Annotated in this window: 26 protein-coding genes and 1 pseudogene; 14 read left to right on the plus strand and 13 right to left on the minus strand. The window is 67.6% G+C overall.

All coding sequences use genetic code 11. From position 1 onward, the window contains the following. Positions 1-52: 52 nt before the first annotated feature. Positions 53-1,084 carry an ABC transporter substrate-binding protein gene (locus tag CUJ89_RS34505; RefSeq protein WP_114181934.1) on the minus strand — a complete coding sequence of 344 codons (1,032 nt, stop codon included), beginning with the start codon at positions 1,082-1,084 and terminating at the stop codon, positions 53-55. Positions 1,085-1,130: 46 nt separating this feature from the next. Then, entirely contained in the window at positions 1,131-2,060 is a 930-nt protein-coding gene (locus CUJ89_RS34510) for a TauD/TfdA dioxygenase family protein (protein WP_114181935.1), read from the minus strand. 540 nt (positions 2,061-2,600) lie between these two features. Between CUJ89_RS34510 and hmpA the strand changes: the two genes are divergently transcribed. The 3 genes from hmpA (at position 2,601) to CUJ89_RS34525 (ending at position 5,697) form a co-directional block, all read left to right on the plus strand. Continuing rightward, on the plus strand, positions 2,601-3,812 hold the full coding sequence (gene hmpA / locus CUJ89_RS34515) for an NO-inducible flavohemoprotein (RefSeq protein WP_114181936.1): 1,212 nt from the start codon (positions 2,601-2,603) through the stop codon (positions 3,810-3,812). Positions 3,813-4,118: 306 nt separating this feature from the next. After that, a complete protein-coding gene (locus CUJ89_RS34520; RefSeq protein WP_114181937.1) occupies positions 4,119-4,403 on the plus strand; it encodes a helix-turn-helix domain-containing protein in 285 nt (94 codons plus the stop codon). Continuing rightward, complete coding sequence (locus CUJ89_RS34525) at positions 4,393-5,697, plus strand: HipA domain-containing protein (RefSeq protein WP_114181938.1); 1,305 nt, start codon at positions 4,393-4,395, stop codon at positions 5,695-5,697. The genes CUJ89_RS34520 and CUJ89_RS34525 overlap by 11 nt, the downstream gene beginning before the upstream one ends. A 237-nt stretch (positions 5,698-5,934) precedes the next feature. Here the strand turns inward: CUJ89_RS34525 and CUJ89_RS34530 are convergent, their stop codons facing one another. Together CUJ89_RS34530 and CUJ89_RS34535 are read right to left on the minus strand one after the other, a co-directional pair. Further along, positions 5,935-6,147, minus strand: coding sequence for a twin transmembrane helix small protein (locus CUJ89_RS34530; RefSeq protein ID WP_114181939.1), 213 nt, complete (start codon positions 6,145-6,147; stop codon positions 5,935-5,937). Then, positions 6,144-6,494, minus strand: coding sequence for a hypothetical protein (locus CUJ89_RS34535; protein WP_114181940.1), 351 nt, complete (start codon positions 6,492-6,494; stop codon positions 6,144-6,146). Before CUJ89_RS34535 ends, CUJ89_RS34530 begins: the two co-directional genes overlap by 4 nt. Before the next feature lie 242 nt (positions 6,495-6,736). Between CUJ89_RS34535 and CUJ89_RS34540 the strand changes: the two genes are divergently transcribed. Then, positions 6,737-7,495, plus strand: a complete 759-nt coding sequence (locus CUJ89_RS34540; protein ID WP_114181941.1) for a YoaK family protein — start codon at positions 6,737-6,739, stop codon at positions 7,493-7,495. A gap of 87 nt (positions 7,496-7,582) precedes the next feature. Beyond that, on the plus strand, positions 7,583-7,768 hold the full coding sequence (locus CUJ89_RS34545; RefSeq protein WP_021158209.1) for a ribbon-helix-helix protein, CopG family: 186 nt from the start codon (positions 7,583-7,585) through the stop codon (positions 7,766-7,768). Positions 7,769-7,812: 44 nt separating this feature from the next. On the opposite strand, the gene CUJ89_RS34550 is transcribed toward CUJ89_RS34545, so the two are convergent. Together CUJ89_RS34550 and CUJ89_RS34555 are read right to left on the minus strand one after the other, a co-directional pair. Beyond that, positions 7,813-8,649 (minus strand): spermidine synthase, encoded by an 837-nt coding sequence (locus CUJ89_RS34550; RefSeq protein ID WP_114181942.1) that lies wholly within the window; start codon positions 8,647-8,649, stop codon positions 7,813-7,815. Between the two features lie 43 nt (positions 8,650-8,692). Beyond that, entirely contained in the window at positions 8,693-9,037 is a 345-nt protein-coding gene (locus CUJ89_RS34555; protein WP_114182455.1) for a zinc ribbon domain-containing protein YjdM, read from the minus strand. A gap of 429 nt (positions 9,038-9,466) precedes the next feature. Here CUJ89_RS34555 and CUJ89_RS34560 point away from each other — a divergent pair, with 429 nt between their 5' ends. The 5 genes from CUJ89_RS34560 to CUJ89_RS34580 all read left to right on the plus strand — a co-directional run bounded on the left by CUJ89_RS34560 (position 9,467) and on the right by CUJ89_RS34580 (position 12,485). After that, positions 9,467-9,718, plus strand: coding sequence for an HPr family phosphocarrier protein (locus CUJ89_RS34560; protein ID WP_114181943.1), 252 nt, complete (start codon positions 9,467-9,469; stop codon positions 9,716-9,718). Positions 9,719-9,783: 65 nt separating this feature from the next. Then, positions 9,784-10,005, plus strand: a complete 222-nt coding sequence (locus CUJ89_RS34565; protein WP_114181944.1) for a hypothetical protein — start codon at positions 9,784-9,786, stop codon at positions 10,003-10,005. Between the two features lie 185 nt (positions 10,006-10,190). After that, positions 10,191-10,733, plus strand: a complete 543-nt coding sequence (locus CUJ89_RS34570; protein WP_114181945.1) for a carboxymuconolactone decarboxylase family protein — start codon at positions 10,191-10,193, stop codon at positions 10,731-10,733. Positions 10,734-11,028: 295 nt separating this feature from the next. Continuing rightward, positions 11,029-11,697: a peroxiredoxin-like family protein gene (locus CUJ89_RS34575; protein ID WP_114181946.1), complete on the plus strand. Its 669-nt coding sequence runs from the start codon at positions 11,029-11,031 to the stop codon at positions 11,695-11,697. A gap of 71 nt (positions 11,698-11,768) precedes the next feature. Next, on the plus strand, positions 11,769-12,485 hold the full coding sequence (locus CUJ89_RS34580) for an SDR family oxidoreductase (protein WP_114181947.1): 717 nt from the start codon (positions 11,769-11,771) through the stop codon (positions 12,483-12,485). Between the two features lie 46 nt (positions 12,486-12,531). Here the strand turns inward: CUJ89_RS34580 and CUJ89_RS34585 are convergent, their stop codons facing one another. After that, the gene (locus tag CUJ89_RS34585; protein WP_114182456.1) at positions 12,532-13,437 is read right to left on the minus strand and encodes a LysR family transcriptional regulator; all 906 of its coding nucleotides are present in this window, start codon (positions 13,435-13,437) and stop codon (positions 12,532-12,534) included. 236 nt (positions 13,438-13,673) lie between these two features. Beyond that, positions 13,674-14,675: an AraC family transcriptional regulator gene (locus CUJ89_RS34590; protein ID WP_114181948.1), complete on the minus strand. Its 1,002-nt coding sequence runs from the start codon at positions 14,673-14,675 to the stop codon at positions 13,674-13,676. Between the two features lie 230 nt (positions 14,676-14,905). Between CUJ89_RS34590 and CUJ89_RS34595 the strand changes: the two genes are divergently transcribed. Both CUJ89_RS34595 and CUJ89_RS34600 read left to right on the plus strand, forming a co-directional pair. Beyond that, positions 14,906-16,024 carry an alkene reductase gene (locus CUJ89_RS34595; protein WP_114181949.1) on the plus strand — a complete coding sequence of 373 codons (1,119 nt, stop codon included), beginning with the start codon at positions 14,906-14,908 and terminating at the stop codon, positions 16,022-16,024. 203 nt (positions 16,025-16,227) lie between these two features. Further along, positions 16,228-16,767: a GNAT family N-acetyltransferase gene (locus CUJ89_RS34600; protein ID WP_114181950.1), complete on the plus strand. Its 540-nt coding sequence runs from the start codon at positions 16,228-16,230 to the stop codon at positions 16,765-16,767. A gap of 30 nt (positions 16,768-16,797) precedes the next feature. Here CUJ89_RS34600 and CUJ89_RS38125 read toward each other — a convergent pair whose 3' ends face one another. Continuing rightward, entirely contained in the window at positions 16,798-16,950 is a 153-nt protein-coding gene (locus CUJ89_RS38125; RefSeq protein ID WP_161556580.1) for a hypothetical protein, read from the minus strand. A 96-nt stretch (positions 16,951-17,046) separates the two neighbouring features. Between CUJ89_RS38125 and CUJ89_RS34605 the strand changes: the two are divergent. Next, positions 17,047-17,265 (plus strand): annotated as a pseudogene (locus CUJ89_RS34605) (winged helix-turn-helix domain-containing protein); the annotation flags it as partial. A 68-nt stretch (positions 17,266-17,333) separates the two neighbouring features. Here CUJ89_RS34605 and CUJ89_RS34610 read toward each other — a convergent pair. The 4 genes from CUJ89_RS34610 to CUJ89_RS34630 form a co-directional block, all read right to left on the minus strand. Continuing rightward, entirely contained in the window at positions 17,334-17,816 is a 483-nt protein-coding gene (locus tag CUJ89_RS34610) for a DUF1641 domain-containing protein (RefSeq protein ID WP_114181951.1), read from the minus strand. Positions 17,817-18,048: 232 nt separating this feature from the next. Continuing rightward, positions 18,049-18,570: a low affinity iron permease family protein gene (locus CUJ89_RS34615; RefSeq protein WP_114181952.1), complete on the minus strand. Its 522-nt coding sequence runs from the start codon at positions 18,568-18,570 to the stop codon at positions 18,049-18,051. A gap of 297 nt (positions 18,571-18,867) precedes the next feature. Continuing rightward, the gene (locus CUJ89_RS34625) at positions 18,868-20,634 is read right to left on the minus strand and encodes a glycoside hydrolase family 15 protein (protein WP_114182457.1); all 1,767 of its coding nucleotides are present in this window, start codon (positions 20,632-20,634) and stop codon (positions 18,868-18,870) included. A gap of 5 nt (positions 20,635-20,639) precedes the next feature. After that, positions 20,640-20,990: an SDR family NAD(P)-dependent oxidoreductase gene (locus CUJ89_RS34630; RefSeq protein ID WP_114181954.1), complete on the minus strand. Its 351-nt coding sequence runs from the start codon at positions 20,988-20,990 to the stop codon at positions 20,640-20,642. A gap of 296 nt (positions 20,991-21,286) precedes the next feature. Between CUJ89_RS34630 and coxB the strand changes: the two genes are divergently transcribed. Continuing rightward, positions 21,287-22,303, plus strand: a complete 1,017-nt coding sequence (coxB, locus tag CUJ89_RS34635) for a cytochrome c oxidase subunit II (RefSeq protein WP_114181955.1) — start codon at positions 21,287-21,289, stop codon at positions 22,301-22,303. Positions 22,304-22,307 lie beyond the last annotated feature (4 nt).

Here is a 22,307-nt window from a genome sequence, read left to right on the forward strand (position 1 = left end):
AAACCGTGCCGACGCATAAGCGTCGATCGCGGCGTCGAAGCGGCGGCGCCGCTCAACTGCCGCCGGCGGTCGCCGGATCGTCGAAGAAGTAGTCGCGCCACGACTTCGGCTCGTTGCGGATCGCGCCGGTGCGATGCATGAACTGCGCGAGCGGCAACGTGTTCTGCGGCGCAGTCTTGAACTGAACCTGCGGATTGCGCAGGATCTTCAGCAGCAGCGCGCGATCGATCTTCGACGCGTTCACGCGGATGTAGGTATCGGCTGCGCGCTCGGGATCGGCAGCGATCTGCCGGGCCGCGTCGGCCAGCGCGGCGACGAACGCGCGGTAGGTCTTCGGGTTGTCGTCGCGGAATTTTTCGGTGGCGTACAGCACCGTTGCGGAGCTCGGGCCGCCGAGCACGTCATAGGAGTTCAGCACGATATGCGCATTCGGGTTGCCGGCGAGTTCCTGTTCCTGGAACGGCGGATTGCCGAAGTGGCCGGTGATCACGCTGCTGTTCGCGAGAATCGCGGCCGTCGCGTCGGGGTGCGGAATCGCCTGCGTGAGCGCGTCGAGCTTGTCGAACTGCTTGTCGCCCCACTGCTTCGCCGCCGCATACTGCAGCACGCGCGACTGCACCGATACGCCGACCGCAGGCACCGCGATGCGGTCCTTCGCGCCCAGGTCGGCGATCGTCTTCACGTTCGGGTTGCTGCTGACGAGGTAGTACGGGAAATTGCCGAGCGACGCGACGCCCTTCACGTTCTGCCGGCCGCGCGTGCGATCCCATACGGTCAGCAGCGGCCCGACGCCTGCGCCCGCGATATCGACCGCGCCGGACAGCAGCGCGTCGTTCACGGCCGCGCCGCCCGACAGCCGCACCCAGTCGACCTTGATGTCGACGCCGGCCTTGCGCCCTTCCTTTTCGATCAATTGCTGGTCGCGCGCGACGTTCAGCATCAGGTAGACGACGCCGAACTGCTCGGCGATGCGGATGCGGCCTTCCGCGTGCGCGGCTTGCGGGGTGATGGCGCCCGCGAATGCGAGCGCGGCGGTGAGCGTGGCCGCCAGCGCGCGTCGCGCCGGCAAAAACGAAAACGACATCGGAACTCCGGTCTGGATGGGGCGGAAGAATGACGCGGCACGCGCCTCAGAAAGGCGCGTCGCCTTCGATCGTCGTGCGGTACAGCTTGCGGCGCAGGTGGTCGGGCGTGCCGGCGGCGAGATGCATCAGCGAACGGTTGTCCCAGAACACGAGATCGTGCTCGCGCCACGGGTGCCGGTACAGGTGCCCGGCACGCACGCTGTGCGAGAACAGTTCGTCGAGCAGCGCGCGGCTTTCGTCTTCGGGCAGCCCGACGATGCGCGTCGTGAAATGCTCGCTGACGAACAGCGCTTGGCGGCCCGTTTCCGGATGCGTGCGCACGACCGGATGGACGACCGCGTCGACCTGCGCGATCTGCTCGGGCGACAGGTTCGGCCGCCACGGGCTGCGCGCCTGCAGTTCCGCATAGCGCGCGAGATACGTATGCTCGGCGCGCCGCCCTTCGACCGCGCGGCGCAGGCGGGCCGGCAGCGTGTCCCATGCGAGATGCATGTTTGCGAACAGCGTGTCGCCGCCCTCCGCCGGCAGTTCCTGCGCGTGCAGCAGCGAACCGAGGCTCGGCTTTTCCTTGTACGACAGGTCTGAGTGCCAGAAATGGCCCGCGTCGCCGAGCCCGATCGGCGTGCCGTTCTCGACGATGTTCGACACGATCAGCACCTCCGGGTGCCCGGCGAGCGCGAACTGGTGCAGCACGTGGATCTGCAGCGGGCCGAAGCGGCGGCTGAACGCGACGTGCTCGCCCGGCGTGATGCGCTGGTCGCGAAACACCAGTACGTGATGGTCGAGATGCGCGCGATGGATGCGCGCGAAACCGTCGGCGTCCAGCGGACGAGACAGGTCGAGGCCGACCACTTCGGCGCCGAGCGGCGCGTCGAACGGAATGATGTCGAAGCGTTGCACCGCACTGCCCGGCCGCGAGGCGGGCAGATGCCCGGCGGACAGCGATGCGGCGTCGCGGATGGCGGTAGTCGTCACGGCACGGCCCCTGATTCGGTCAAAACGCGAATCTACGAGTGCGTGCCGGACTGCGTCAACGAAGCGATTCGGATACGTTTATCTGCTGCGGTCATAAAGATCGCTGCTCGCGCATACGCGCGGCAACGGGAGGTTGCGCACGGCGCGAAACGGTCCGATCCGAACCGTCAGGATTCCGTCGACGGGTCGGGCACGCGCACGACGCCATCCGGATATCGAAGGTCGATCAACCCGTGTTTGTCGCGGATGCCCATCGGCGGCACGACCTCCACGCTCGCGCAGTCGACTCCTTCGCAAACGACCAGGCTCGGTGCGGGTGTCGCGCCGCTGCCGCGCTTCGGCCTCCTGTTGACGCTGCGCCTCCTCGGCGTCGTAGATCGCCTGCTGCTCCGGCGCGACCGTCGATGCGAACGGAGTTGACGTATGCCGCACGAAGCGTACGGTAGGCACCAAACGCGCTCGCACACATCTCGCCCGGCGACGCCGCACGCGGCGCCCACGCCTGTTCAGCTCACCCTGTCCCGCACAAGGAGTCCGACCATGCTTACGCAGAAAACGAAAGACATCGTCAAGGCGACGGCCCCCGTCCTCGCGCAACACGGCTACGACATCATCAAATGCTTCTATACGCGCCTGTTCGATGCGCATCCGGAGCTGAAGAACGTTTTCAACATGGCGCACCAGGAACAGGGGCAACAGCAGCAGGCGCTGGCCCGCGCCGTCTATGCGTATGCGGAGAACATCGAAGACCCGGGCAGCCTGGCCGCCGTGCTGAAGAACATCGCGAACAAGCACGCAAGCCTTGGCGTGCGGCCCGAGCACTATCCGGTCGTCGGCGAGAATCTGCTCGCCGCGATCAAGGAAACGCTCGGCGATGCGGCTACCGACGACATCATCTCCGCGTGGGCGCAGGCTTACGGCAACCTCGCCGACGTGCTGATGGGCATGGAAAGCGAACTGTACGAACAATCGACCGACCGCGTCGGCGGCTGGACCGGCTGGCGCACCTTCGTCGTGCGCGAGAAGCGGCCCGAGAGCAGCGTGATCACGTCGTTCATCCTCGAGCCGTCCGACGGCAAGCCGGTCGCGAACTTCGAGCCCGGCCAGTACATCAGCGTCGCCGTCGACGTGCCCGCGCTCGGCCTGCAGCAGATTCGCCAGTACAGCCTGTCGGACATGCCGAACGGGCATACGTACCGGATCTCGGTGAAACGCGAAAGCGGCGGCACTTATCCGGCCGGCTATGTGTCGTGCCTGCTGCACGATCACGTGAACGTCGGCGACGAGATCAGGCTGGCCGCGCCGTACGGCAGCTTCCACATCGACGTCGACGCGAAGACGCCGATCGTGCTGATCAGCGGCGGGGTCGGGCTGACGCCGATGATCAGCATGCTGAAGCGCGCGATCCAGGATCCGCAGCGACAGGTCGTGTTCGTGCACGGCGCGCGCAACAGCGGCGTGCACGCGATGCGCGACCGGCTGCGCGAAGCGGCGAACACGTATGCGAACTTCGACCTCGTGGTGTTCTACGACGATCCGCTGCCGCAGGACGTCGAAGGACGCGACTTCGACCGCAAGGGCCTCGTCGACGTGAACGCGATCAAGGATACGATCCTGCTGCCCGACGCCGATTACTACATCTGCGGCCCCGTTCCGTTCATGCGGATCCAGCACGACGCGCTGAAGCAGCTTGGCATCCCGGAAGCGCGCATCCACTACGAGGTGTTCGGGCCGGACCTGTTTGCCGAATGACGCGACGGGCGGCAGCGACGCCGCCCGGATCCCGTGCTGGCACTTCGTGAGGGTGACGCCGTCGCCCGACCGCGCGAGCGTCGGATACACGTGCATGCTCGCGCGACACGTCGGCCAATCGCGTACCCGCCCGGATACGAATACGTCATTGGCCACGATTCCACGCCATTCGGTTCCCGATCGGAAACGAAATGATTATCCCGTTGCCCGCATGACACTTTCGTTCCTGTACGGATACGAATGAATGCCCGCACCCGCGAGTTGTGCAATACTGTTCCCGATCAGATACGAAGCACGGAGAACGTCATGTCGGAGATCCGGTCCGTCAGCACGATCGGCGCACTCGCCAACCTCATCCGCGCGGCGCGGCTCCAGCAGGGGTTCACGCGGGACGAACTCGCGAACGCCACGGGGCTCTCGCCGAAGTTCATCAGCCAGGTGGAAGCCGGGAAGCCGACCGCGCAAATCGGCAAGGTGCTGCTGCTGCTCGGCGAGCTGGGCGTGAGCCTGCTCGCGCAGTCGTCGATCGAGATTTCGGCTGAAAACGCGCTCAAGGCCGCTCAACGCCGCAGGAGCCGCCATGGTGGCTAGAACGCTGATCGCGTCCGCAAACGGGCTGTGCATGGGCCGGCTGACCGACGACAAAGGCGTCTGGTCGTTCACGTACGACGCGCAGTGGCTGGCATCGCCACGCGCGTATCCGCTGTCGCCTGCTTTCGCGCTGCGCGCCGGCACCTTCACCGACAGCTCGACCGATCGCCCGGTCCAGTGGTTCTTCGACAACCTGCTGCCCGAAGAAGGCATGCGGATGTCGCTCGCGCGCGAGGCGAAGGTCGATGCCGCCGACGCGTGGGGCCTGCTCGCGTACTTCGGGCGCGAATCGGCCGGTGCGCTCACGCTGCTGGCCGAAGGTGAGCAGGAAGCGGCCGGCAGCATGCAGCCGTTGCCGCTCGACGAACTCGAGCGGCGCATCCGGGCAATGCCCACACGCGCGCTGACGGCGACCGCGCCCAAGCGCATGTCGGCGGCCGGCGCGCAGCAGAAGCTGCTGCTGATCCTGCGCGGCGACGCGCCGGACTACGCGCTGTTCGAGCCGATCGGCAGCGAGCCGTCGATGCATCTGCTGAAGCCGGACATGCGCGCCGCCGGCTACCCGCATTCGGCGATCAACGAATTCTTCTGCATGAAGCTCGCGAAGCGGATGGGCCTCGACGTTCCCGACGTGCATTTTCTGCGTGCACCGTCAGCGTGCTACGTGATCGACCGTTTTGACCGCGATACTGCGGCGGAACCGGCCGGACGCCTGCACACGATCGATGCGATGCAATTGCTCAACTACGATCGCGGCTTCAAGTACCAGCGGGCGAACGCGGCGGAACTCGGCCGCGCGATCGGGCAGACCAGCACGCGCGCGCTGGCGCGCCTGTCGGTGTTCCGCTGGACGATCTTCAACGTGGTGGTCGGCAATGGCGACGCACATCTGAAAAACCTGTCGTTCTTCGTCGACGCGCGCGGCTACCGGCTGGCGCCGTTCTACGACATCGTCAGCACGGTCGTCTATCACACGCCCACGCACCGGCCCGACCATCGCGGCGATCATTGGCCGCATTGCGAACTGACGATGCCGCTCGGCGCGGCGACACGATTCTCCGACATCGACACGGGCGCGCTGATCGCATTCGGCCACGCGCTCGGGCTCAAGGAGAAGGCGGCCGAAGACGAGCTTCGGCGGTTTCTCGAACCGCTCGACCGCAGCGTCGCGCAGACGCTCGATGAAGTGCGCGAGATCGCCCGCCCCGACGCCGGGGAAATCCGCCTGCTGAACTCGATTGCCGCGATGCCGATCGCGGAGATGCGCCGTGCGCTTCGCCAGATGCGCGGTTAGGAGGCTGCGGGCGGGTAGTAAGCGGGTTGAATGATCCTGCCCTCACCAGTGCTCGCGCGTCGGCCGCGATGCCATTGCGGCCCGGCGATGCGAGATGACCGTTACAACGTTGCAAGACTGCCGGCCGCATTCATTCGCATCAAAGACATCAGGATAAGTATTCTTATCACAATAGGCTTGTTGACGATTCAAACTTGAATTTTCCAGAACGCCCCGCATGCACGGGGCGCGGCCCGCTCAACGCCCGATCGGCAACCCCGTCGGCTCGATCCAGCCGAGCTTGTACGCGATGAGCAGCGACAGGAATAGCGTGACCGACAGCCCGACGCGTGCCGCGAGCGACCACGCCATTCGCTTGGACCTTCCGCGATCGTGATTCATGAAATACAGCGCGAAGATCAGGCTGGCGATGATCAGCGCGAATGCCACGGAAACCAGCAGAGTTTTCATTTGTGCTGCCCTTGAAGATCGGAATCGGCCTGAATCAGTTCGGCCAGTTTATGTCGTTCGTCGGCGATCTCGCCGACGCCTGACGCCGGCCAGTCCAGCGCGACGCCATTGCCCAGCGAATCGCGCACGAGTGCCTGGTAGCGCCGGTCGTTGATCCGGCCGTGGTCCATCGCTTCCGAGATCTCGTGCCGGAACGGCGGCGGGAAGCTCGCGTACGCACGCGACAGCGCCGCATATTGTCTCGCATCGATCTCTTTCGACGATGGTATGACAGTCCAGATCACCACGGCCACGATGGCCGTGAAAGGGATCGCCGTGTAGCGAAGAATGAACTTGGTCGGGGTCATGAAGCGGTGGGCAGAAGTGATCGCGAATGCGGGCCGCGCGGCAGCGAAGCTGCAGGCCGGCTGCACTGCACGTCATTGTACTGAAAGCCCTATCCGGATAACAGAGTATGATAATGACATTATCATGTTCATCACATGATTCGAGAGACCCGGTGCCCTGCGCAGGCGGCCTGCCTGCACGGCCGTCCGGCGCCGGTCTTCCCGTCCGTGCCCGCGATCCGCGGCGAGTGAGTGAAGCCCCTATGCCAGCGCAGTACTTTCGAAACCTGACGGGAAAACACCGCAGCGCGACCGCGAACCGTCAGCTCGGGTTTTCGCTGGCGTTCGTCGCCGGCGCGACCAATGCCGGCGGCTTCCTCGCGGTCAGGCAATACACGTCGCACATGAGCGGCATCGTATCGGCGATCGCCGACCAGACGGCGCTCGGCGACGTGCAGCTCGCACTGGCCGGCATCAGCTCGCTGGGTTCGTTCCTGGTCGGCGCGAGCTGCTCGGCGATCCTCGTCAACTGGGGGCGCCGTCGCGGCCTGCAAAGCCAGTTCATGCTGCCGCTGCTGGTCGAGGCCGCGCTGCTGCTCCTGTTCGGGCTGCTCGGCAGCCACCTCGCGCTGTGGGAAACGTTCTTCGTGCCGGTGACCGTGACGCTGCTGTGCTTCATCATGGGGCTGCAGAACGCGACGATCACGAAGCTGTCGGGCGCGGAGATCCGCACGACGCACATGACGGGCATCGTGACCGACCTCGGCATCGAACTGGGGAAGCTGTTCTACTGGAACCGGTCGGCCGTCGACGTCGACGCACACACGGTGATTGCCAACCGCTCGAAACTGAGGATTCACGCCACGATGCTCGTGTCGTTCTTCGTCGGCGGCCTGGCCGGCGCGATCGGCTTCAAGCATGTCGGTTACGTGTCGACCGTGCCGCTCGCCGCCGTGCTCGTCACGCTCGCGATCGTGCCCGTGATCGACGACCTGCTCGCGTTGCTCGGCCGCAGACGCTGATCGGGCACCAGGGTGGCGCTTCCGGTGGCGGCGCCGAAATTTGATCGATTATAATTTGATTAACATACCGACCACCCTCGCCTCGCAATGGAAACGAAAACCGCCCGCTTGACCGTCCTGATCGACCCCGCCAAGAAGGAAGCCTTCGAGATGCTCTGCGCGGAGCAGGATCTCACGCCGTCGCAAGTCGTGCGGCAGTTGATCCGCGAGTATCTCGACCGGCACGGCGTGACTTACAAGACCAAGAGCGCGCTCGGCAAGCGCGTGAAGTAAGCGCGGCCGCACAGGCCGCACCAGCGGCGCCGATTACGTACCGGTTACGCGCCAATCTCCCATCGCCCATGCGGTTGCGCACGCCGGACCAGCCGCTGCGGATCGACGCCTTCCCCGTTCTTCATGCGCCTTGCCGTGGCCGCCAGCTTGAGCTCGCCGGCCCGCGCACACGCGAGGGCGCGCTCGAGCAGGATGCGCAGCGACGGCAGCCGGCGGTCGTCCTTCCATGCGAACGCGACGAAGTTGTTGTCGTCACCGCACGGAACCAGCGCATACGACGCACCGAATACCGATCTCAGCCGCTCGAGATGCTGCGGCAGCGCCGGATCGTCGTCCATCAAGTTGATCGCGAGCACGCCGGTTTCGCTCAGGCGCGCGCGGCACGCGTCGAGGAATGCCGTGCCCGTACACCGGCCCGGCATGCCGTCGGCAACAAACGCGTCGTGCAGGATCACGTCCGTCCGGATGTCCGCCCTTTCCATATGATCGGCGCCGTCGGCGCACACTACCGTGAACCGTGCGCTATCGGCAGGAATCCTGAACACGTCGCGCAGCGCGATCACGTCCGGGTTGATCTCGACCGCGTCGATTGCCGCACCCGGCAGGTGCCGGTAGCAATACTTCGCCAGCGAGCCGCCGCCGAGCCCGAGCATGCAGATGTGCGCGGGCTCGGGCTGCAGCAGCAGGAAGCCCATCATCACGCGCGTATAGCCGAGCTCGAGCCGGACCGGATCCCTGCGCGACATGCAGCTCTGCGTGCCGAAATGATCGAAGTGCAGCGACACCGCGTGCTGCGTCTCCAGCACGAAAGGCCGACCGTCGTTCAAGGGCGTCGACAGGAATCTGACGAACGCGTCGTAGGAAGTTCGATCCTCGGCCATGCCCGGGTAGCCAGATGCAAGCGGTTGATTGAAGCGTGCGCGCTCAGACCTTCTTCAGATAGCAGGCCTTCAGCATGAAGGCACCCATGTCGGTCTTGCAGTCGATTTCGTGATCGCCGCCGACGATCCGGATACTCTTGACCTTGGTGCCCATCTTCAGCGTGATCGACGAGCCCTTCACGCGCAGGTCCTTGATCAGCACGACCGAATCGCCATCCGACAACACGTTGCCGTTCGCGTCCTTGACGACGTCGCCCGCCGGTTCGTCGCCCGCGTCAGCACCGGCGCCGGCCGACCATTCGTGGCCGCAGTCCGCGCACACGGTCAGCGTGCCGTCCGGGTAAGTGTTTTCCATCGCGCATTGCGGGCAGGCGGGGGCGGCGTTCATTGCAGCTTCCATTCGGGAGGAGTTCGGGTCGTCGATAAAAAAATGCCGGGCGAGCAGGCTGCGCACCCGGGCGGCAGTGCGGTCGGGACACACCCGCCGACGGAGCGACGGGCCGCCGTCGATGCACACGACATTATAATGCAATTCACATAACCGAACCGATGCATTATAATCCTCGACTTCACGACATTCTGCGAACTTGAAGACTGCTTCACTGCGGATGTCGGCATGTTCGCGCCGGATAGCGCGCCTCAACCACCCGATCGGCACGCCGCGACCCTGCGGGAAATCGTGAAATGCCGGCTGCCCGATGTACGCGACACGCGCCGCGCCACCGCGTTTCGCGCGTTCCCGGCGCGCTGCCGGCCCGACGCCGCGTGCCGCCCCCGACCACCCGCCCAGAGGCCTTCCAACATCGTGGCAACCGTTGTGTACGTTCAAATCGGCCCCGCGTGGAACCGCAATCGCGGCGGCGCCGCACGCGACGCGACCGTCGACGCGGCATGCCGCTTCGAAAGCGACATCCTGCTGATTGCGAACGGGCACAGCGGCAACGCGAAGGACGGCGGCGCAATCGCGTCGCTGCAGGTGCACGGCGGCACGGCGGCCCAGGTGCTGGCCACCGGCCCCGACGAGGAAGCGGCGCTTCACGCGCTGTTGCCCTTGCTGCAGGCGGGCTGACGCTTGCAGCGTCAATCTCACGGCATTGCGCCGTCCACTCCGAATCTCCATTCCCCGAGGAAGCGATGAGCGACAACGACACGTCAAACACCCCCAACCTGTCAGCCTCCGCAATCTGGGCGCTCGAACGCCTCGCCGACGTTCGCTATGGCCGCGATGCGCCGGCACTCGGCTGGTCGATCGCGCGGGAACTCGTCAGCGCAGGCTTCGTCAGCCACCCCGTGCACGGCCGCTCCGGCGCGTCGATCACGACCGAAGGTCGGACCTTCCTGAAAAGCCGGAAGTAGATCGCCTGCGCCCCGCCGGACTTGGAGCCGGTGCCGGATGCCGACGATCGCGAGCCGTCGCGCATTCGATTGAAACTTTTGAGCATTTATTTGGCGATTTTACGTCTTACAAGGATCAATCTGCGCTTCTAAAGTGGAGTCACCCCGAACGAACGGGCCTCAACTTTCCGATCAAGGAGCCAGTCATGAGCCGCATCGCCATTCCCGCCATCGAATCCGCCACCGGCGCAACCGCCGACGTGTACGCACAAGTCCGCAAGATCGCCGGCGGCACCGTCCCCAACCTGTTCGCCGCCGTCGGCCATCTCGCGCCGAACGCGCTCGCGGCCGTACTCAACGCCGAAGGCGTGCTCGCCGGCGGCACGTTGAGCAAGCAGGATCTCGAAACGATCAAGCTGCTCGTCAGCGCCGACACCGGGTGTGACTACTGCGTCGCCGCGCACAACCTGCTCGGCAAGATGACCGGCTTGTCGGCCGACGCGCTGCGCGCGATTCGCTCGAGCCAGCCGAATACCGGCGACGCGAAGCGCGACGCGCTGATCCGCTTCGTGCTGAACCTGCAACGGACCAGCGGCACGATCGCGGACGACGAATTCGCGGCGATCCGCGAAGCCGGCTACACGGACGCGCAACTCGCGGAAATCTCGCTCGCGATCGCGCTGACGATCTTCACCAACACGTTCAACCGCATCAACGACACGGTCGTCGATTTCCCGCCCGTGAAGTAAGCACCGCGGTATCGCCGGCATTCGGGACGGCATCCGGTCCCGATGCCGGCTCCCGCCTCCCGCCTCCCGCCTCCGTTTCGACCGCGCCCGTCGCCGGCCCCGTTGCCGCGACGGGCGCGCTGCGTCGATGACTGCGATGGCGCCGGATATGCCGCCCCATTCCCGCCGGGAATGGAAGTTATGCGCGGGCGCCCGCTACCGACGCGACAGCGCTTCGCCGAAGATGGGTTCCACGACGAGCCGATCGCTCGCCCGCCACGCAACCCGACTTCCATCCACGCACAGGAGATTCGCCATGTCGCTCCAGGACAAACTCGACGCATTCAAGGCCGACTTCAAGGCCGGCAAGCCGCCGTACAACGCGCCGCCCGAAATCCACCCGATCATGGAACGCGCGACAGCCGAACTGATCGCGAGCGGCCAGGCCGCCCGCGCAATCAAGGCCGGCGATCCAGCACCGACGTTCCGCCTGAAGGACCAGGACGGCAACGACGTGTCCTCGGCCGACCTGCTCGCGAAGGGGCCGCTCGTCGTCACGTTCTATCGCGGCGTCTGGTGCCCGTATTGCAACCTCGAACTGCAGGCGCTGAACGAAGCGTTGCCGCAGCTCCAGGCGCTCGGCGCGCACGTGGTCGCGATTTCGCCGCAGACGGCCGTCAACAGCCGCAAGTCCGTCCGCACGAATCATCTCGACTTCCCCGTGCTGGGCGACGTGAACGGCGAGACGGGCGCGGCGTTCGGCCTGCGCTTCAACCTGCCCGACTATCTGGTCGACCTGTACAAGATGCTGAAGAACGACCTGCCGGCATTCAACAACGATCCTGGCTGGACGCTGCCGATGCCGGCACGCTACGTGATCGGTCAGGACGGCGTCGTGCTGTACTCGGAAGTCAATCCCGACTACACGCATCGCCCCGATCCGTCGGACATGTTCCCGGTCATCGAAAAGGCCGTGCACGCCTGAGCGCGAGTCGCCGCGCCACCGCACGTGGCGCGGCGGCTGCTCCTGCCTTGTAGTTCAATTTGGAGTCCTTCATGACTGCACGCACTTTTCTCGTCACCGGCGCGACCAAGGGGATCGGACGCGCGCTTTCCGAACGGCTCGTGCGCACCGGGCATCGCGTCATCGGCCTCGCGCGCGACGGCGCGGATTTCCCGGGCGAACTCGTTCGCGTCGATCTCGCCGACAGCCGGGCGACCGATGCCGCGCTGAAAGCGCTCGTGCAGCGGCACACGATCGACGGCATCGTGAACAATGTCGGCCTCGTGCGCCCGCAGTCCGTCGGCGACGTCACGCTCGACGACCTCGACGACGTACTCGCGCTGAACCTGCATCCGGCCGTCCAGACCGTCCAGGCGCTGCTGCCCGGCATGCGCGAGCGCGGCTGGGGCCGCGTCGTCAACATTTCCAGCCTGACCGTGCTCGGCATCGTGCAGCGAACCGCGTATGCGGCGGCGAAAGCCGCGCTCGTGAGCTTTTCGCGATCGTGGGCGCTGGAACTCGCGAGCACGGGCATCACGGTCAACGCGGTGGCGCCCGGGCCGACCGAAACGGAACTGTTCCGCGCCAACAATGCACCGGGCAGCGAGGGCGAGCGGCGCTATCTCGCCGCCGTCCCGATGGGACGCTTCGGCAAGCCCGACGAAATCGCGGCGACGATCGCGTTCCTGCTGTCGGACGACGCCGGCTTCATGACGGGGCAAACGCTCTACGTCGACGGCGGCGCGTCGATCGGCAAGGCAGCGTTCTGAGCGGCGGCCGCGGTTCGACGGAACCGGTGCCCCTGCCCGGGCACCTTCATCGCACCGGCGCCGGCTCGCCCTCCGCCAGCGCCTGTTCGACGAATTCGACGAACGCGCGGGCGCGGGCCGTCACGAGCCGACCGGCCGGAAACACGGCCCACAGGTCGACCGGCGGCAGTTCCCAGTCGGTCAGCACGGCCTGCACGGCGCCGGACGCGAGCTCGGGCGAGAACATCCAGCGCGACGCGACCGCCAGCCCCATGCCGCCGATCACGGCGGTCCGCATCCCTTCGGCCGCGCTCACGCGCAGCCGCCCGGAAACCGCCACCGCGACTTCGGCACCGTTACGGCTGAACGACCAGGCTTCGCCGCCGCCACGCTGCGAATACACGATCGCCTGGTGACGGGCGAGATCGGCCGGCGCTTTCGGGATGCCCGCCCGCGCGAAATACGCCGGCGTGCCGACGACGAGCCGCGGGCTGCGCGCAATGCGGCGCGCGATCATCGACGAGTCGATCAGCGTGCCCATCCGCAGCGCGACGTCGGTGCCCTCTTCCAGCAGGTCGATGTTGCGGTCGTCGAGCGCGAGGTCGATCTCCAGATCGGGATGACGGCTCAGGAACGTGTCGAGCAGCGGCAGCACATGCAGGCACGTGAAGCTCACGGCGGCGCTCACGCGCAGCTTGCCGGACAGGCTCGCAGACGCATCGCGCACCACGTGCTCGGCCTGGTCGGCCTCGCGGATCGCCAGCTTCGCGTGTTCGTAGAAACGCTGTCCGGCGTCGGTCGTCGTCAACCCGCGCGTCGAGCGCAGCAGCAGGCGCACGCCGAGCCGCTCCTCGAGCTGCGCGATCGACTTCGAGATGGCCGGCTGGCCGAGATTCATCCGCTTCGCGGCCGCCGAGAACGAACCCGCTTCCACGACGCTGACGTAGGTTTCCATTGCCGCGAGTCGATCCATGCGCTGCTTCTCCGTGTCCGTGTTCAGTGCGGCATCGCCGTTCGGCACGCGCTGCGTGTGTCGGCAGCCACCCGCGCAAATTGTAGTACGGTGCTCCCGTCTCGCCCGCCGGCCGTGCGGTTCGCCGGAATAGCAGCTATCGCCGCGAGCCGGCTTCTTCAGCGCGCGGCCCGCGCGCGCATTGAAGGTGTCACGCGCCGCGGCGGCAAACGCAGCGAGCACCGCCCGCTTCCTGCCTACTCCGCGTCGCCGGCGACGCGATCGTCCGGTGCCGCTGCGCCGCGCCGGTCGCCGCGCGACTGGCGCCGCCAGTCGCCGGGCGTCATCCCCGCCCAGCGCGTGAAGACGCGGCGAAAGGCGGCCACCGACTGGTAACCGACGTCGGCTGACACGGCCTCCGCGCTGGCCGATGGCTGGCGCAACGCATTCGCGGCGAGGCTCATCCGGATGTCCATCAGCAGGTCGGCGGCCGAGTGCCCGAGCTTCGACTGGAAATGACGCATGAAGGTCGCGCGCGACATGCTGCACAGCGCGGCCAGCTCGGGCAGCGTCCACGGCCTCGCCGGATCGTCGAGCATCGCGACGATCGCGGGCGCGAGGCGCGGATGGCCGGCCAGTGCCAGCAGGCCGGTCGGCGCCTGCCCCGAATCGCTGATCGCGCGCAGCGCGAGCGCAAACAGCGCTGCCGACAGTGCGTTCAGGATCGCGAGACCGCCGAGCTGCTGCTCGAGCGATTCCGCGCGCATCAGTTCCACGAGGGCGGTCAGCCGCGCGGTGGCGGCCAGCGCATCGGGCGTCCGGCTGTCCGCCGCCGCGCGCACGACGAGATCCGGCGGCAGATGACGCCGGATCAACCGGTCGTGCGGCGGCGCGACCACGAAACGCCCGCACAGCATGTCCAGCCGCTCGCCCGTGCCCGCGTTCTCGCCGATCAGGACGTGACCGCCGGGCCGCGCGAACGCCGGCACCGGCGGCAGCCCGCTGCCGTCGTGCAGCACGTGCGGGGAGCCGTGCGGCAACAGCACGAGGTCGCCGCCGCCGAGTTCGCGCACCGTGCCGTCGTCGGGATTCTCGAGGATCGCGCGGCCGCGCAGCACGACGTGGTACGGAATCTCGCGCGCCGGCGACCGCTCGTACGTGATCGCCCACGGCGCGCCGAACGCGCAGCGGATTTCGAGCTTCCCCGTGACCGTGACGAGCGCCATGAAGCGGCTGAGCCAGTCGAATTCGAGCGTCATGTCGAGTGGTGGAGGCAGATCGGGAATGCGGCGCGCGCACGACGCGCGCTGCGTGAAAGCCCGATTATCGCGCGGGAAGCCCGAGTAATCGCGTCCGGCCGCGTTGCGGGCGGCGGCAGCGCGCGGGTTATTCCGCGGGGGAATGGGTTTTATCGCCCCGACCGGTCTTCTGACGAACGGCGTTCGGGACGACCATCGAGTCGTCCAACACCCGTTCCAAGGAGAACACGATGAACAAGCTGTTCAATCCGCTGAAGCTCGGTCCCGTCACACTCAACCACCGTGTCGTGCATGCGCCGGTGACCCGGATGCGCAGCGGACCGGGCAACGTGCCGGGCGACCTGATGGTCGAGTACTACACGCAGCGCGCGACCGATGGCGGCCTGCTGATCACGGACGCCACCGCGATCTCGCCGCTCGCGATCGCATACGTAGACGCACCGGGGATCTATACCGACGCCCAGGTCGCGGGCTGGAAGCGTGTCGTCGACGCCGTGCATGCGAAAGGCGCGCGCATCTTCCTGCAGCTCTGGCATGCGGGCCGTCAGGCCCATCCGGCCAACACCGGCGGCGTGACGCCCATCGCGCCGTCCGCGCGGCGCTCGCTCGAGCATGCGGCGATCCGCGACGCGCACGGTGCGATCGCCGAAGCCGAGCTCGTCGAGCCTCGTCCGCTCGCGCTGCACGAGATCCCGGGCATCGTCGAGCAATTTCGCGCCGGCGCGCAACGCGCGAAGGCCGCCGGTTTCGACGGGGTCGAACTGCACGCGGCGAACGGCTACCTGCTCGACCAGTTCCTGCTCGACGGTGCGAACGACCGCACCGATGCCTATGGCGGCCCGATCGAGAATCGCGCGCGATTCCTGTTCGAAGTCGTCGATGCGGCGGTGTCCGTCTGGGGCGCCGGCCGCGTCGCGGTACGGCTGTCGCCGAGCGGCTCGTACGGCACGGTATCCGACAGCGATCCGCACGCGACCTTCGGTTATGTCGCGCTGCGCCTGAACGACTACGGCCTCGCGTATCTGCACGTGATCGAGCCGCGGATTCGCGGCAACGAGGAAAACGCGGCCGCGAGCGAACACGACGTGTCGGCGAAGGATCTGCGCCAGGCGTTCCACGGCACGATCGTCGCGGCAGGCGGCTTCACGCGCGACAACGCGGAACAGATCCTCGCGGACGGTCACGCCGACCTCGTCGCGTTCGGCCGCATGTTCGTCTCGAACCCCGATCTGCCGGAACGGCTCAGGACCGGCGCGCCGCTGACGCGCTACGATCGCGCGACATTCTATGGCGGCGATGCGCGCGGGTATACGGACTATCCGTTTCATCGGGAAGCATCGGCTGCATGATGCCGACGATGGTCAGCGGCGACAGGTGGCGGCCCGCATGTCGGCGCGGCAGTCCACGCGGCCAGTCTGGAGGACATGCCGCGCGAACCATCGGCGTTGCGCGCGCTCACCGCGGCAAGGGGGTTTGATATCATTTCAGCGCTCTGCCTTGCCGGCCATCAGATCGCTGGCGGCTCAGCGTTCACCCCCTTCCGGAAACCACGATGCCGCCCGTCTCCTCCCCGCCCGTTCTCGACACGCCGCGACTCGTCCTCGAAGGCCATCCGCTCGGCGACTTCGACGCGCTCGCCGCGATGTGGGCCGAGCCGGACGTCGTCGCGCACATCTTCAACGGCGAGCCGTCTGCGCCGCGCGACTCGTGGATGCGCATGCTCGCGTATCGCGGGCTGTGGCCGCTGCTCGGCTACGGATACTGGGCGATTCGCGAGAAGGCGTCGGGCCGCTATGTCGGCGATCTCGGTTTCGCGGATTTCCACCGGAACATCGAGCCGTCGGTTCGCGGCGTGCCAGAAGCCGGCTGGGCGCTCGCGACCTGGGCGCACGGCAAAGGCTACGCGACCGAGGCGCTCGCAGCCGCGCTCGCGTGGCTCGATGCGCAGCAACGGTTCGAGCGCAGCGTGTGCTTGATCGCACCGACCAACGTTACGTCGATCCGTGTAGCTGAGAAAGCCGGTTACGGCGAGCCGACGCGCATCCGCTTCAACGACGCCGATTCGTTGATGTTTTCGCGCAAGAGCCGGTAGACGCGGGCGTCCCGGCCTCCGGTAGCCGAGTCACTCCGCTACCGGTTCGTAGAAATGCTTGAAGAGGCTGGTGTCCATCGGCCAGCAGTTACCGCGTTCATCGAGCAGGATCCAGTCGCCCGGCTTCACCGAACGCCAGCCTTCCGGCGTCGCGACCGCCCACGTGCCGTGACGGGTCTCCACCCGGTCATGGTCGCGGTTGCCTGATCACGCACCCTCGCCAGCTCCGCGCCAGATATCGCGCCGAACCGTTTCGGCCGAAGGCGCGAGCCCACACTCGACCTGCTGTGGGCCCTTGCCTGCCGCGCCGGCGAAGTGGTCAGCCGGGAAGACCTGACGTTGCTGTTGCGCGGCATCGCGTTCGACGGCCTCGATCGCTCGATCGATGGCCGCATCTCGAAGCTGCGTCGCAAACTGTGTGACGACGCGACCGAACCGAAGCGGATCAAGACCATCCGCTCCAAGGGCTATCAGTTCAGCAAGCACGCGTGGGAATGACGCAGCATGTGTGCCGACGTGCGGCATCGCGCGACGCGTCAAGGCCTCGCGCCGGCCGGTGCATCGGGTCATGTACCCGTCGTCTTCTCGCCGGGCGAGGTAACAGGCAACTGCGCATCGCGCGCGAGCCCTTGCGCGAACACCTTCAATCCTTCGAGCAACGGCGTCAGCGCATCCCACAGCGCTTCATCGTGCAGCAGCCGGTACGCGCCGCGCACGCCGGGCGCGACGTGTTCATGCTGCGACGGCTGCCATGCGCCGACATGATGCAGCGCGTCGGCGGCCGCGAACACGGCCTTGCCGAACTGCTCGGGCGGAATGCGCGACAGCGCCATCAGCAGCACCGCGAGATTCTGCATGCCGCTCTGCATGCCCGGCTTGTCGAGCGTGTCGACGAACGTGTCGGCCAGCCGCGCATTCGCGCTGACGACCTCGTTCGCGAAATGCAGGAAGCCATGCCGGTGCAGGCTGCCGAGCAGGTGTTCGAGCGCGTCGTGCGCACTGGGCTCCGACTGCGGAGGCGTGATGTCGGGGGGCTGGCGTTCGGTCATCTGCTGTGCTCCGGATGGGGCGCCAGGCAGCCGTCGCTCCGGCAGCCCTGCGTGCGCCGAATTCGTGTCGTTCGTCGTTCATCGAGCCGGCTGCAACCGGCTCGCAACCCGCGTTCGTCGCGCGGATGCCGTCCACTCTGCGACGCCTCGACAGAAATGACAAGCGGTTGAAAAATCGTCCGCAGTTCCCGTGCTGATCGTTCCGCAGCCGTGCTGCGCGCCCGTTCTACCGTCATGTCCGTCGCGATTCGGGCGGATCGTCAGCCGAATCGCGTTCGTGATCGGCGCCCGGTTCGCTCTCCTGCGCGGCCACCCGCTTCGCCATTTCGAGGTAGGTCCGCGCCATGGCGCGCAACTCGTCCTCCGATGCGTCCTCGATCCCGATCAGCCGGTCGCTGGCTGCATGCGTGACGGCAACGAGCTCGTCGAGCTTCAGGTGCATCGCGACGCTGTCGCGGTTCTGGTTGCGCTGCAACAGGAACACCATCAGGAACGTGATGATCGTCGTCCCGGTATTGATGACGAGTTGCCACGCATCCGAATAGTGGAAGACCGGCCCGGTGGCGAGCCACAGCACCGTGACGGCAACCGCGCTGCCGAACGCGACCGGCGAACCGGCCCATACGGTCACATGAGACGCGAAGCGCTCGAAAAGGCGCGTGACGGGATGCCGTACCGTGACCGCGCGGGGATCGGCCGAGGCCCGGTCGCCCGCGCCGGGCCGGTCGCAGGATGGATCGTTCGATTCACGCATGGTGCCTCCCGAGTGATGGTGGATCTCGGCGCACGCGCGGGGCCGGCCGCGAACGGCGGCACGGCGTTCGGTCCCGTATGCGGGCGTCGTCGAGCGGACGAGCATCTCGCATGCCCGGTAGCCTCGTTCATGGCCTCCATCGCATTCGGAGCATCTTGCGGTCACGCGCTTGCCTTCCGCGTTGATCCGCAGCGCCAGCTGGCGGCCGTGCGGTCGGGCAACGGCGAACGCAGCGGCAAGGGCGGGAAGGACGGCAACGGCGAATCGTAAGGAAAGCGTGCGGAACGGCGCGGCGCCCTAACCGATGTCGACGTCGCCCTGCAGCGCGAGCGCCGTATTCACGAGTCCGACCTGCGCGAGCGTGAACGGGAAATTCCCGCACATGCGCCGCGCCTTCACGTCGTATTCCTCCGACAGCAGCCCGACGTCGTTGCGCAAGCCGAGCAACCGCTCGAACAGCGCACGCGCGTCGTCGTCGCGCCCCTGCATCCGGTAGACCTGCGCGAGCCAGAAGCCGGCCGCGAGAAATGCGCCTTCGTCGCCTTCGCAACCGTCCGCGAAACGCGGCGGGCGATAGCGGAACGGCAAGCCGTCGTCGACCAGTTCGCGTTCGATCGCGGCGACCGTCGCGACCACGCGCGGGTCGGACGCGTCGAGCATCCCCGTGAGCGGAATCAACAGCAGGCTGATGTCGAGCCCGTCGCCGTCGAAACGGTCGACGAAGCGGCCGAGCTGCGCGTGGTAGCCGCGCGCAAGCACGTCTTCACGGACGGTATCGGCCCAACGCCGCCACACACCGAGCGGCGCGCGGTGGTCGAACGCGCGCGCGGAACGGTACGCGCTTTCGACGGCGGCCCACACCATCACCTTCGACGACGTGAACAGGTGCCGGCCGCTGCGCACTTCCCAGATCCCCTCGTCCGGTTCGCGCCAGATCGTCGCGAGATGCTCGATCAGCCGCCGCTCGAGCATCCATGCGTCGTCGTCGGGCGGCAGCCCGTGCCGGCGCGCCTGGTACAGCGCTGCGAGCACCTCGCCGTAAACGTCGAGCTGCTGCTGCTCGGCCGCCGCGTTGCCGAAGCGCACCGGCCGCGCGCCTTCGTAGCCGGCCAGATGAGCGGCCTCCCATTCGTCCGCGCGGCGCCCGCCGTCGGCCGCATACAGCACCTGCAGTTGCGACGGATGATCGGCGATCGCGCGCACGAGCCAGTCACGCCAGCGTGCGGCCTCGTCACGGTAGCCGCAGCGCACGAGCGCACGCAGCGTGAAGCTCGCGTCGCGCAGCCAGCAGAATCGGTAATCCCAGTTGCGCGCGCCGCCGAGGCACTCGGGCAGCGAACTCGTCGGCGCCGCGACGATGCCGCCCGTGCGCACGCTCGACAGCAGCTTCACCGTGATCAGCGCGCGCTCGATTGCGTCGCGATACGGCCCCTCCGCCGCATTGCAGTCGGACCACGCGCGCCAGAACGCGTGCGTGTCGCGCAGCGACGCGTACGCATCGGGCACCGGCGGCGGCCGATCGTACGAGCGCGCGTAACCGATGCAGAAGTCGACGCGCTCGCCCGCCGCGACGCGCTGCGTGCCGACGAGCCGGTCGCTCTGCACGTCGAGCCGCGCGTCGGTGTCGAGCCACATCGCGTCGCCGCCCGTCATCATCCGCCAGCGCCGGCCGAAGCGGCGGCACCACGGCAGCGCGCGACCATAGTCGAAGCGCACGCCGAGATCGATGTCGAGTTCGACCGTCCCGCGTTCGCCGCGCACGCTGCGGATCAGGCAAGGATCGGGCGCGGCCCAGCTCATCCAGTCGATCACGACGATGCAGCCCGACGCAGTGTCGAACGTCGTTTCGAGAATCGCGGTGCCGGGCAGATAGCGGCGCGTCGCACGGGCCGACCGATCCCGCGGCGACAGCCGGAACCGGCCGTTCTCCGGCGTGCCGACGAGTGCGGCGAAACACGGCGGCGAATCGAAGTCCGGCCAGCACAGCCAGTCGATGCTGCCGTCGCGCGCGACGAGCGCGGCGCTGCGGCCGTCGCCGATGAGCGCGTAGTCCTCGATCCGCATCGCGCTCACCGGTTCCACTTGCGCGCGGCGGCGAGACCTGCCGCGAGCACGGCGACGGCCGGCTCGGAACGTTGCTGGCCGCGCACGGCCGTATGCGCGAGATCGCGGTCGAAACAGCCGGGCGTAATACCGTTCGCGACGATCGCCGTGAGCGACGACCAGCCGACGCAGCGCTCGCGGCACGGACGACGTGCGGTGTGCACGATTGCATCGGCCGCCACCTCCGGCGCGTAGACGGGCGCCACGGGGCGCGGATCGCGCGCCAGCAGCGCGACGTTCGCACCGCGCCGCGCGAAGGCGTGGGCGGTCGCGCGGCCGACGCCGGCGCTCGCGCCCGTGATCGCGACGGTTTTCACGTTCGGACCCTCCCTTTTTAGGGTGGCTGGCATGCCGCCGCCGCTTCGCGACAGCCACACCGGAACGCGATCTGCGTAGCAAGCGGCGTGCCGTATCGCGCACCGCCCTTGCGATCGGTGCGCCAGCCGCGCTCGGGCGCCAGATTTACAACGGGCTGTAACACGCGGAACGTTGTGCACGCAACGCGCTGGTCGCATGCTTCCGCACCGGGTGCGCACGGGAATTGCTCCAGCGCGACTTGCTGTCCTCATGTCGTCGAACTCGGCAAGGAGTCGCGTTGCCCGTCCCGCCGCCCATGAAAGCGCGCCATGCCGCGTGCATCGCCGTGCCGGCCTGCGCCGTCGCGCCGGCCGCCGCGCGTGCGGCCGGCGAGCCGCTGCCGCTCGCGTATGTCGTGCACGCAGCCGGGCCGGCCGCGCAGCCCGTGTTCGTGCTCGGCTGGGCGCTGCTCGCGCTGTGCGCGTTCGTCTGCATCGCGATCGCCGTGCTGCTGCTGGTCGCGCTGTTTCGCCGCCGCCCGCCCGCCGGCGGTCAGCGCGACGGCCTGATGTTCGTGGCCGTCGGCAGCGCGATATCGATCGTGCTGCTGTTCGGCGTGCTCGTCTACATGCTGCGCGTGCTCGGCGCGGTCGCATCGCCGCCGCGACCGCCCGCGCTGACGATCGTCGTGACCGCATACGACTGGTGGTGGGCCGCCCGCTATCCGGACAACGCGGACAGCGCGGGCGGCGCCACGTTCGTCACCGCAAACGAGCTGCATATCCCGGTGGGCGAGCCCGTCGCGATCGAGCTGAAGAGCGCCGACGTGATCCACGCGTTCTGGGTGCCGCAGCTCGCCGGCAAGACGCAGACGATTCCCGGCCAGACCAACCGGCAATGGTTGCAGGCCGACCGGCCGGGCGTCTATCGCGGGCAGTGCTCGCAATACTGCGGCGCGCAACACGCGCACATGGCATTCGAGGTCGTGGCCGAGCCGCCCGACGCGTTCCGTGCATGGCTCGCCGCGCAGCGGCAGCCGGCGCCGGCTGCCGCCACCGGCACCGAACGGCGCGGCCAGCGCGTGTTCGCCGCGCGCTGCGCGGGTTGTCACGCGGTGCGCGGCACCGACGCGACCGGCGACGCGGGCCCCGATCTCACGCACGTCGGCACGCGCCGGCTGCTCGCGGCCGGCACGCTCGACAACACGCCTGACAACCTGCGCCGCTGGATCGCGCATGCACAGCAGATCAAGCCGCAGACGCTGATGCCGTCGATCGCGCTCGCACCGCGCGACGCCGACGATCTCGCCGCGTATCTCGCGACGCTGCACTGAACGG

The sequence above is a fragment of the Burkholderia pyrrocinia genome (assembly GCF_003330765.1).
Taxonomy (GTDB): domain Bacteria; phylum Pseudomonadota; class Gammaproteobacteria; order Burkholderiales; family Burkholderiaceae; genus Burkholderia; species Burkholderia pyrrocinia_B.

Excerpts from the sequence above, each read along its gene's own strand:
- CUJ89_RS34505 (WP_114181934.1), bottom strand. The coding sequence starts at position 1,084 with ATGTCGTTTTCGTTTTTGCCGGCGCGACGCGCGCTGGCGGCCACGCTC.
- hmpA (WP_114181936.1), top strand. The coding sequence starts at position 2,601 with ATGCTTACGCAGAAAACGAAAGACATCGTCAAGGCGACGGCCCCCGTC.
- CUJ89_RS34520 (WP_114181937.1), top strand. The coding sequence starts at position 4,119 with ATGTCGGAGATCCGGTCCGTCAGCACGATCGGCGCACTCGCCAACCTC.
- CUJ89_RS34525 (WP_114181938.1), top strand. The coding sequence starts at position 4,393 with ATGGTGGCTAGAACGCTGATCGCGTCCGCAAACGGGCTGTGCATGGGC.
- CUJ89_RS34530 (WP_114181939.1), bottom strand. The coding sequence starts at position 6,147 with ATGAAAACTCTGCTGGTTTCCGTGGCATTCGCGCTGATCATCGCCAGC.
- CUJ89_RS34535 (WP_114181940.1), bottom strand. The coding sequence starts at position 6,494 with ATGACCCCGACCAAGTTCATTCTTCGCTACACGGCGATCCCTTTCACG.
- CUJ89_RS34540 (WP_114181941.1), top strand. The coding sequence starts at position 6,737 with ATGCCAGCGCAGTACTTTCGAAACCTGACGGGAAAACACCGCAGCGCG.
- CUJ89_RS34545 (WP_021158209.1), top strand. The coding sequence starts at position 7,583 with ATGGAAACGAAAACCGCCCGCTTGACCGTCCTGATCGACCCCGCCAAG.
- CUJ89_RS34550 (WP_114181942.1), bottom strand. The coding sequence starts at position 8,649 with ATGGCCGAGGATCGAACTTCCTACGACGCGTTCGTCAGATTCCTGTCG.
- CUJ89_RS34555 (WP_114182455.1), bottom strand. The coding sequence starts at position 9,037 with ATGAACGCCGCCCCCGCCTGCCCGCAATGCGCGATGGAAAACACTTAC.
- CUJ89_RS34565 (WP_114181944.1), top strand. The coding sequence starts at position 9,784 with ATGAGCGACAACGACACGTCAAACACCCCCAACCTGTCAGCCTCCGCA.
- CUJ89_RS34570 (WP_114181945.1), top strand. The coding sequence starts at position 10,191 with ATGAGCCGCATCGCCATTCCCGCCATCGAATCCGCCACCGGCGCAACC.
- CUJ89_RS34575 (WP_114181946.1), top strand. The coding sequence starts at position 11,029 with ATGTCGCTCCAGGACAAACTCGACGCATTCAAGGCCGACTTCAAGGCC.
- CUJ89_RS34580 (WP_114181947.1), top strand. The coding sequence starts at position 11,769 with ATGACTGCACGCACTTTTCTCGTCACCGGCGCGACCAAGGGGATCGGA.
- CUJ89_RS34585 (WP_114182456.1), bottom strand. The coding sequence starts at position 13,437 with ATGGATCGACTCGCGGCAATGGAAACCTACGTCAGCGTCGTGGAAGCG.
- CUJ89_RS34590 (WP_114181948.1), bottom strand. The coding sequence starts at position 14,675 with ATGACGCTCGAATTCGACTGGCTCAGCCGCTTCATGGCGCTCGTCACG.
- CUJ89_RS34595 (WP_114181949.1), top strand. The coding sequence starts at position 14,906 with ATGAACAAGCTGTTCAATCCGCTGAAGCTCGGTCCCGTCACACTCAAC.
- CUJ89_RS34600 (WP_114181950.1), top strand. The coding sequence starts at position 16,228 with ATGCCGCCCGTCTCCTCCCCGCCCGTTCTCGACACGCCGCGACTCGTC.
- CUJ89_RS34610 (WP_114181951.1), bottom strand. The coding sequence starts at position 17,816 with ATGACCGAACGCCAGCCCCCCGACATCACGCCTCCGCAGTCGGAGCCC.
- CUJ89_RS34615 (WP_114181952.1), bottom strand. The coding sequence starts at position 18,570 with ATGCGTGAATCGAACGATCCATCCTGCGACCGGCCCGGCGCGGGCGAC.
- CUJ89_RS34625 (WP_114182457.1), bottom strand. The coding sequence starts at position 20,634 with ATGCGGATCGAGGACTACGCGCTCATCGGCGACGGCCGCAGCGCCGCG.
- coxB (WP_114181955.1), top strand. The coding sequence starts at position 21,287 with ATGAAAGCGCGCCATGCCGCGTGCATCGCCGTGCCGGCCTGCGCCGTC.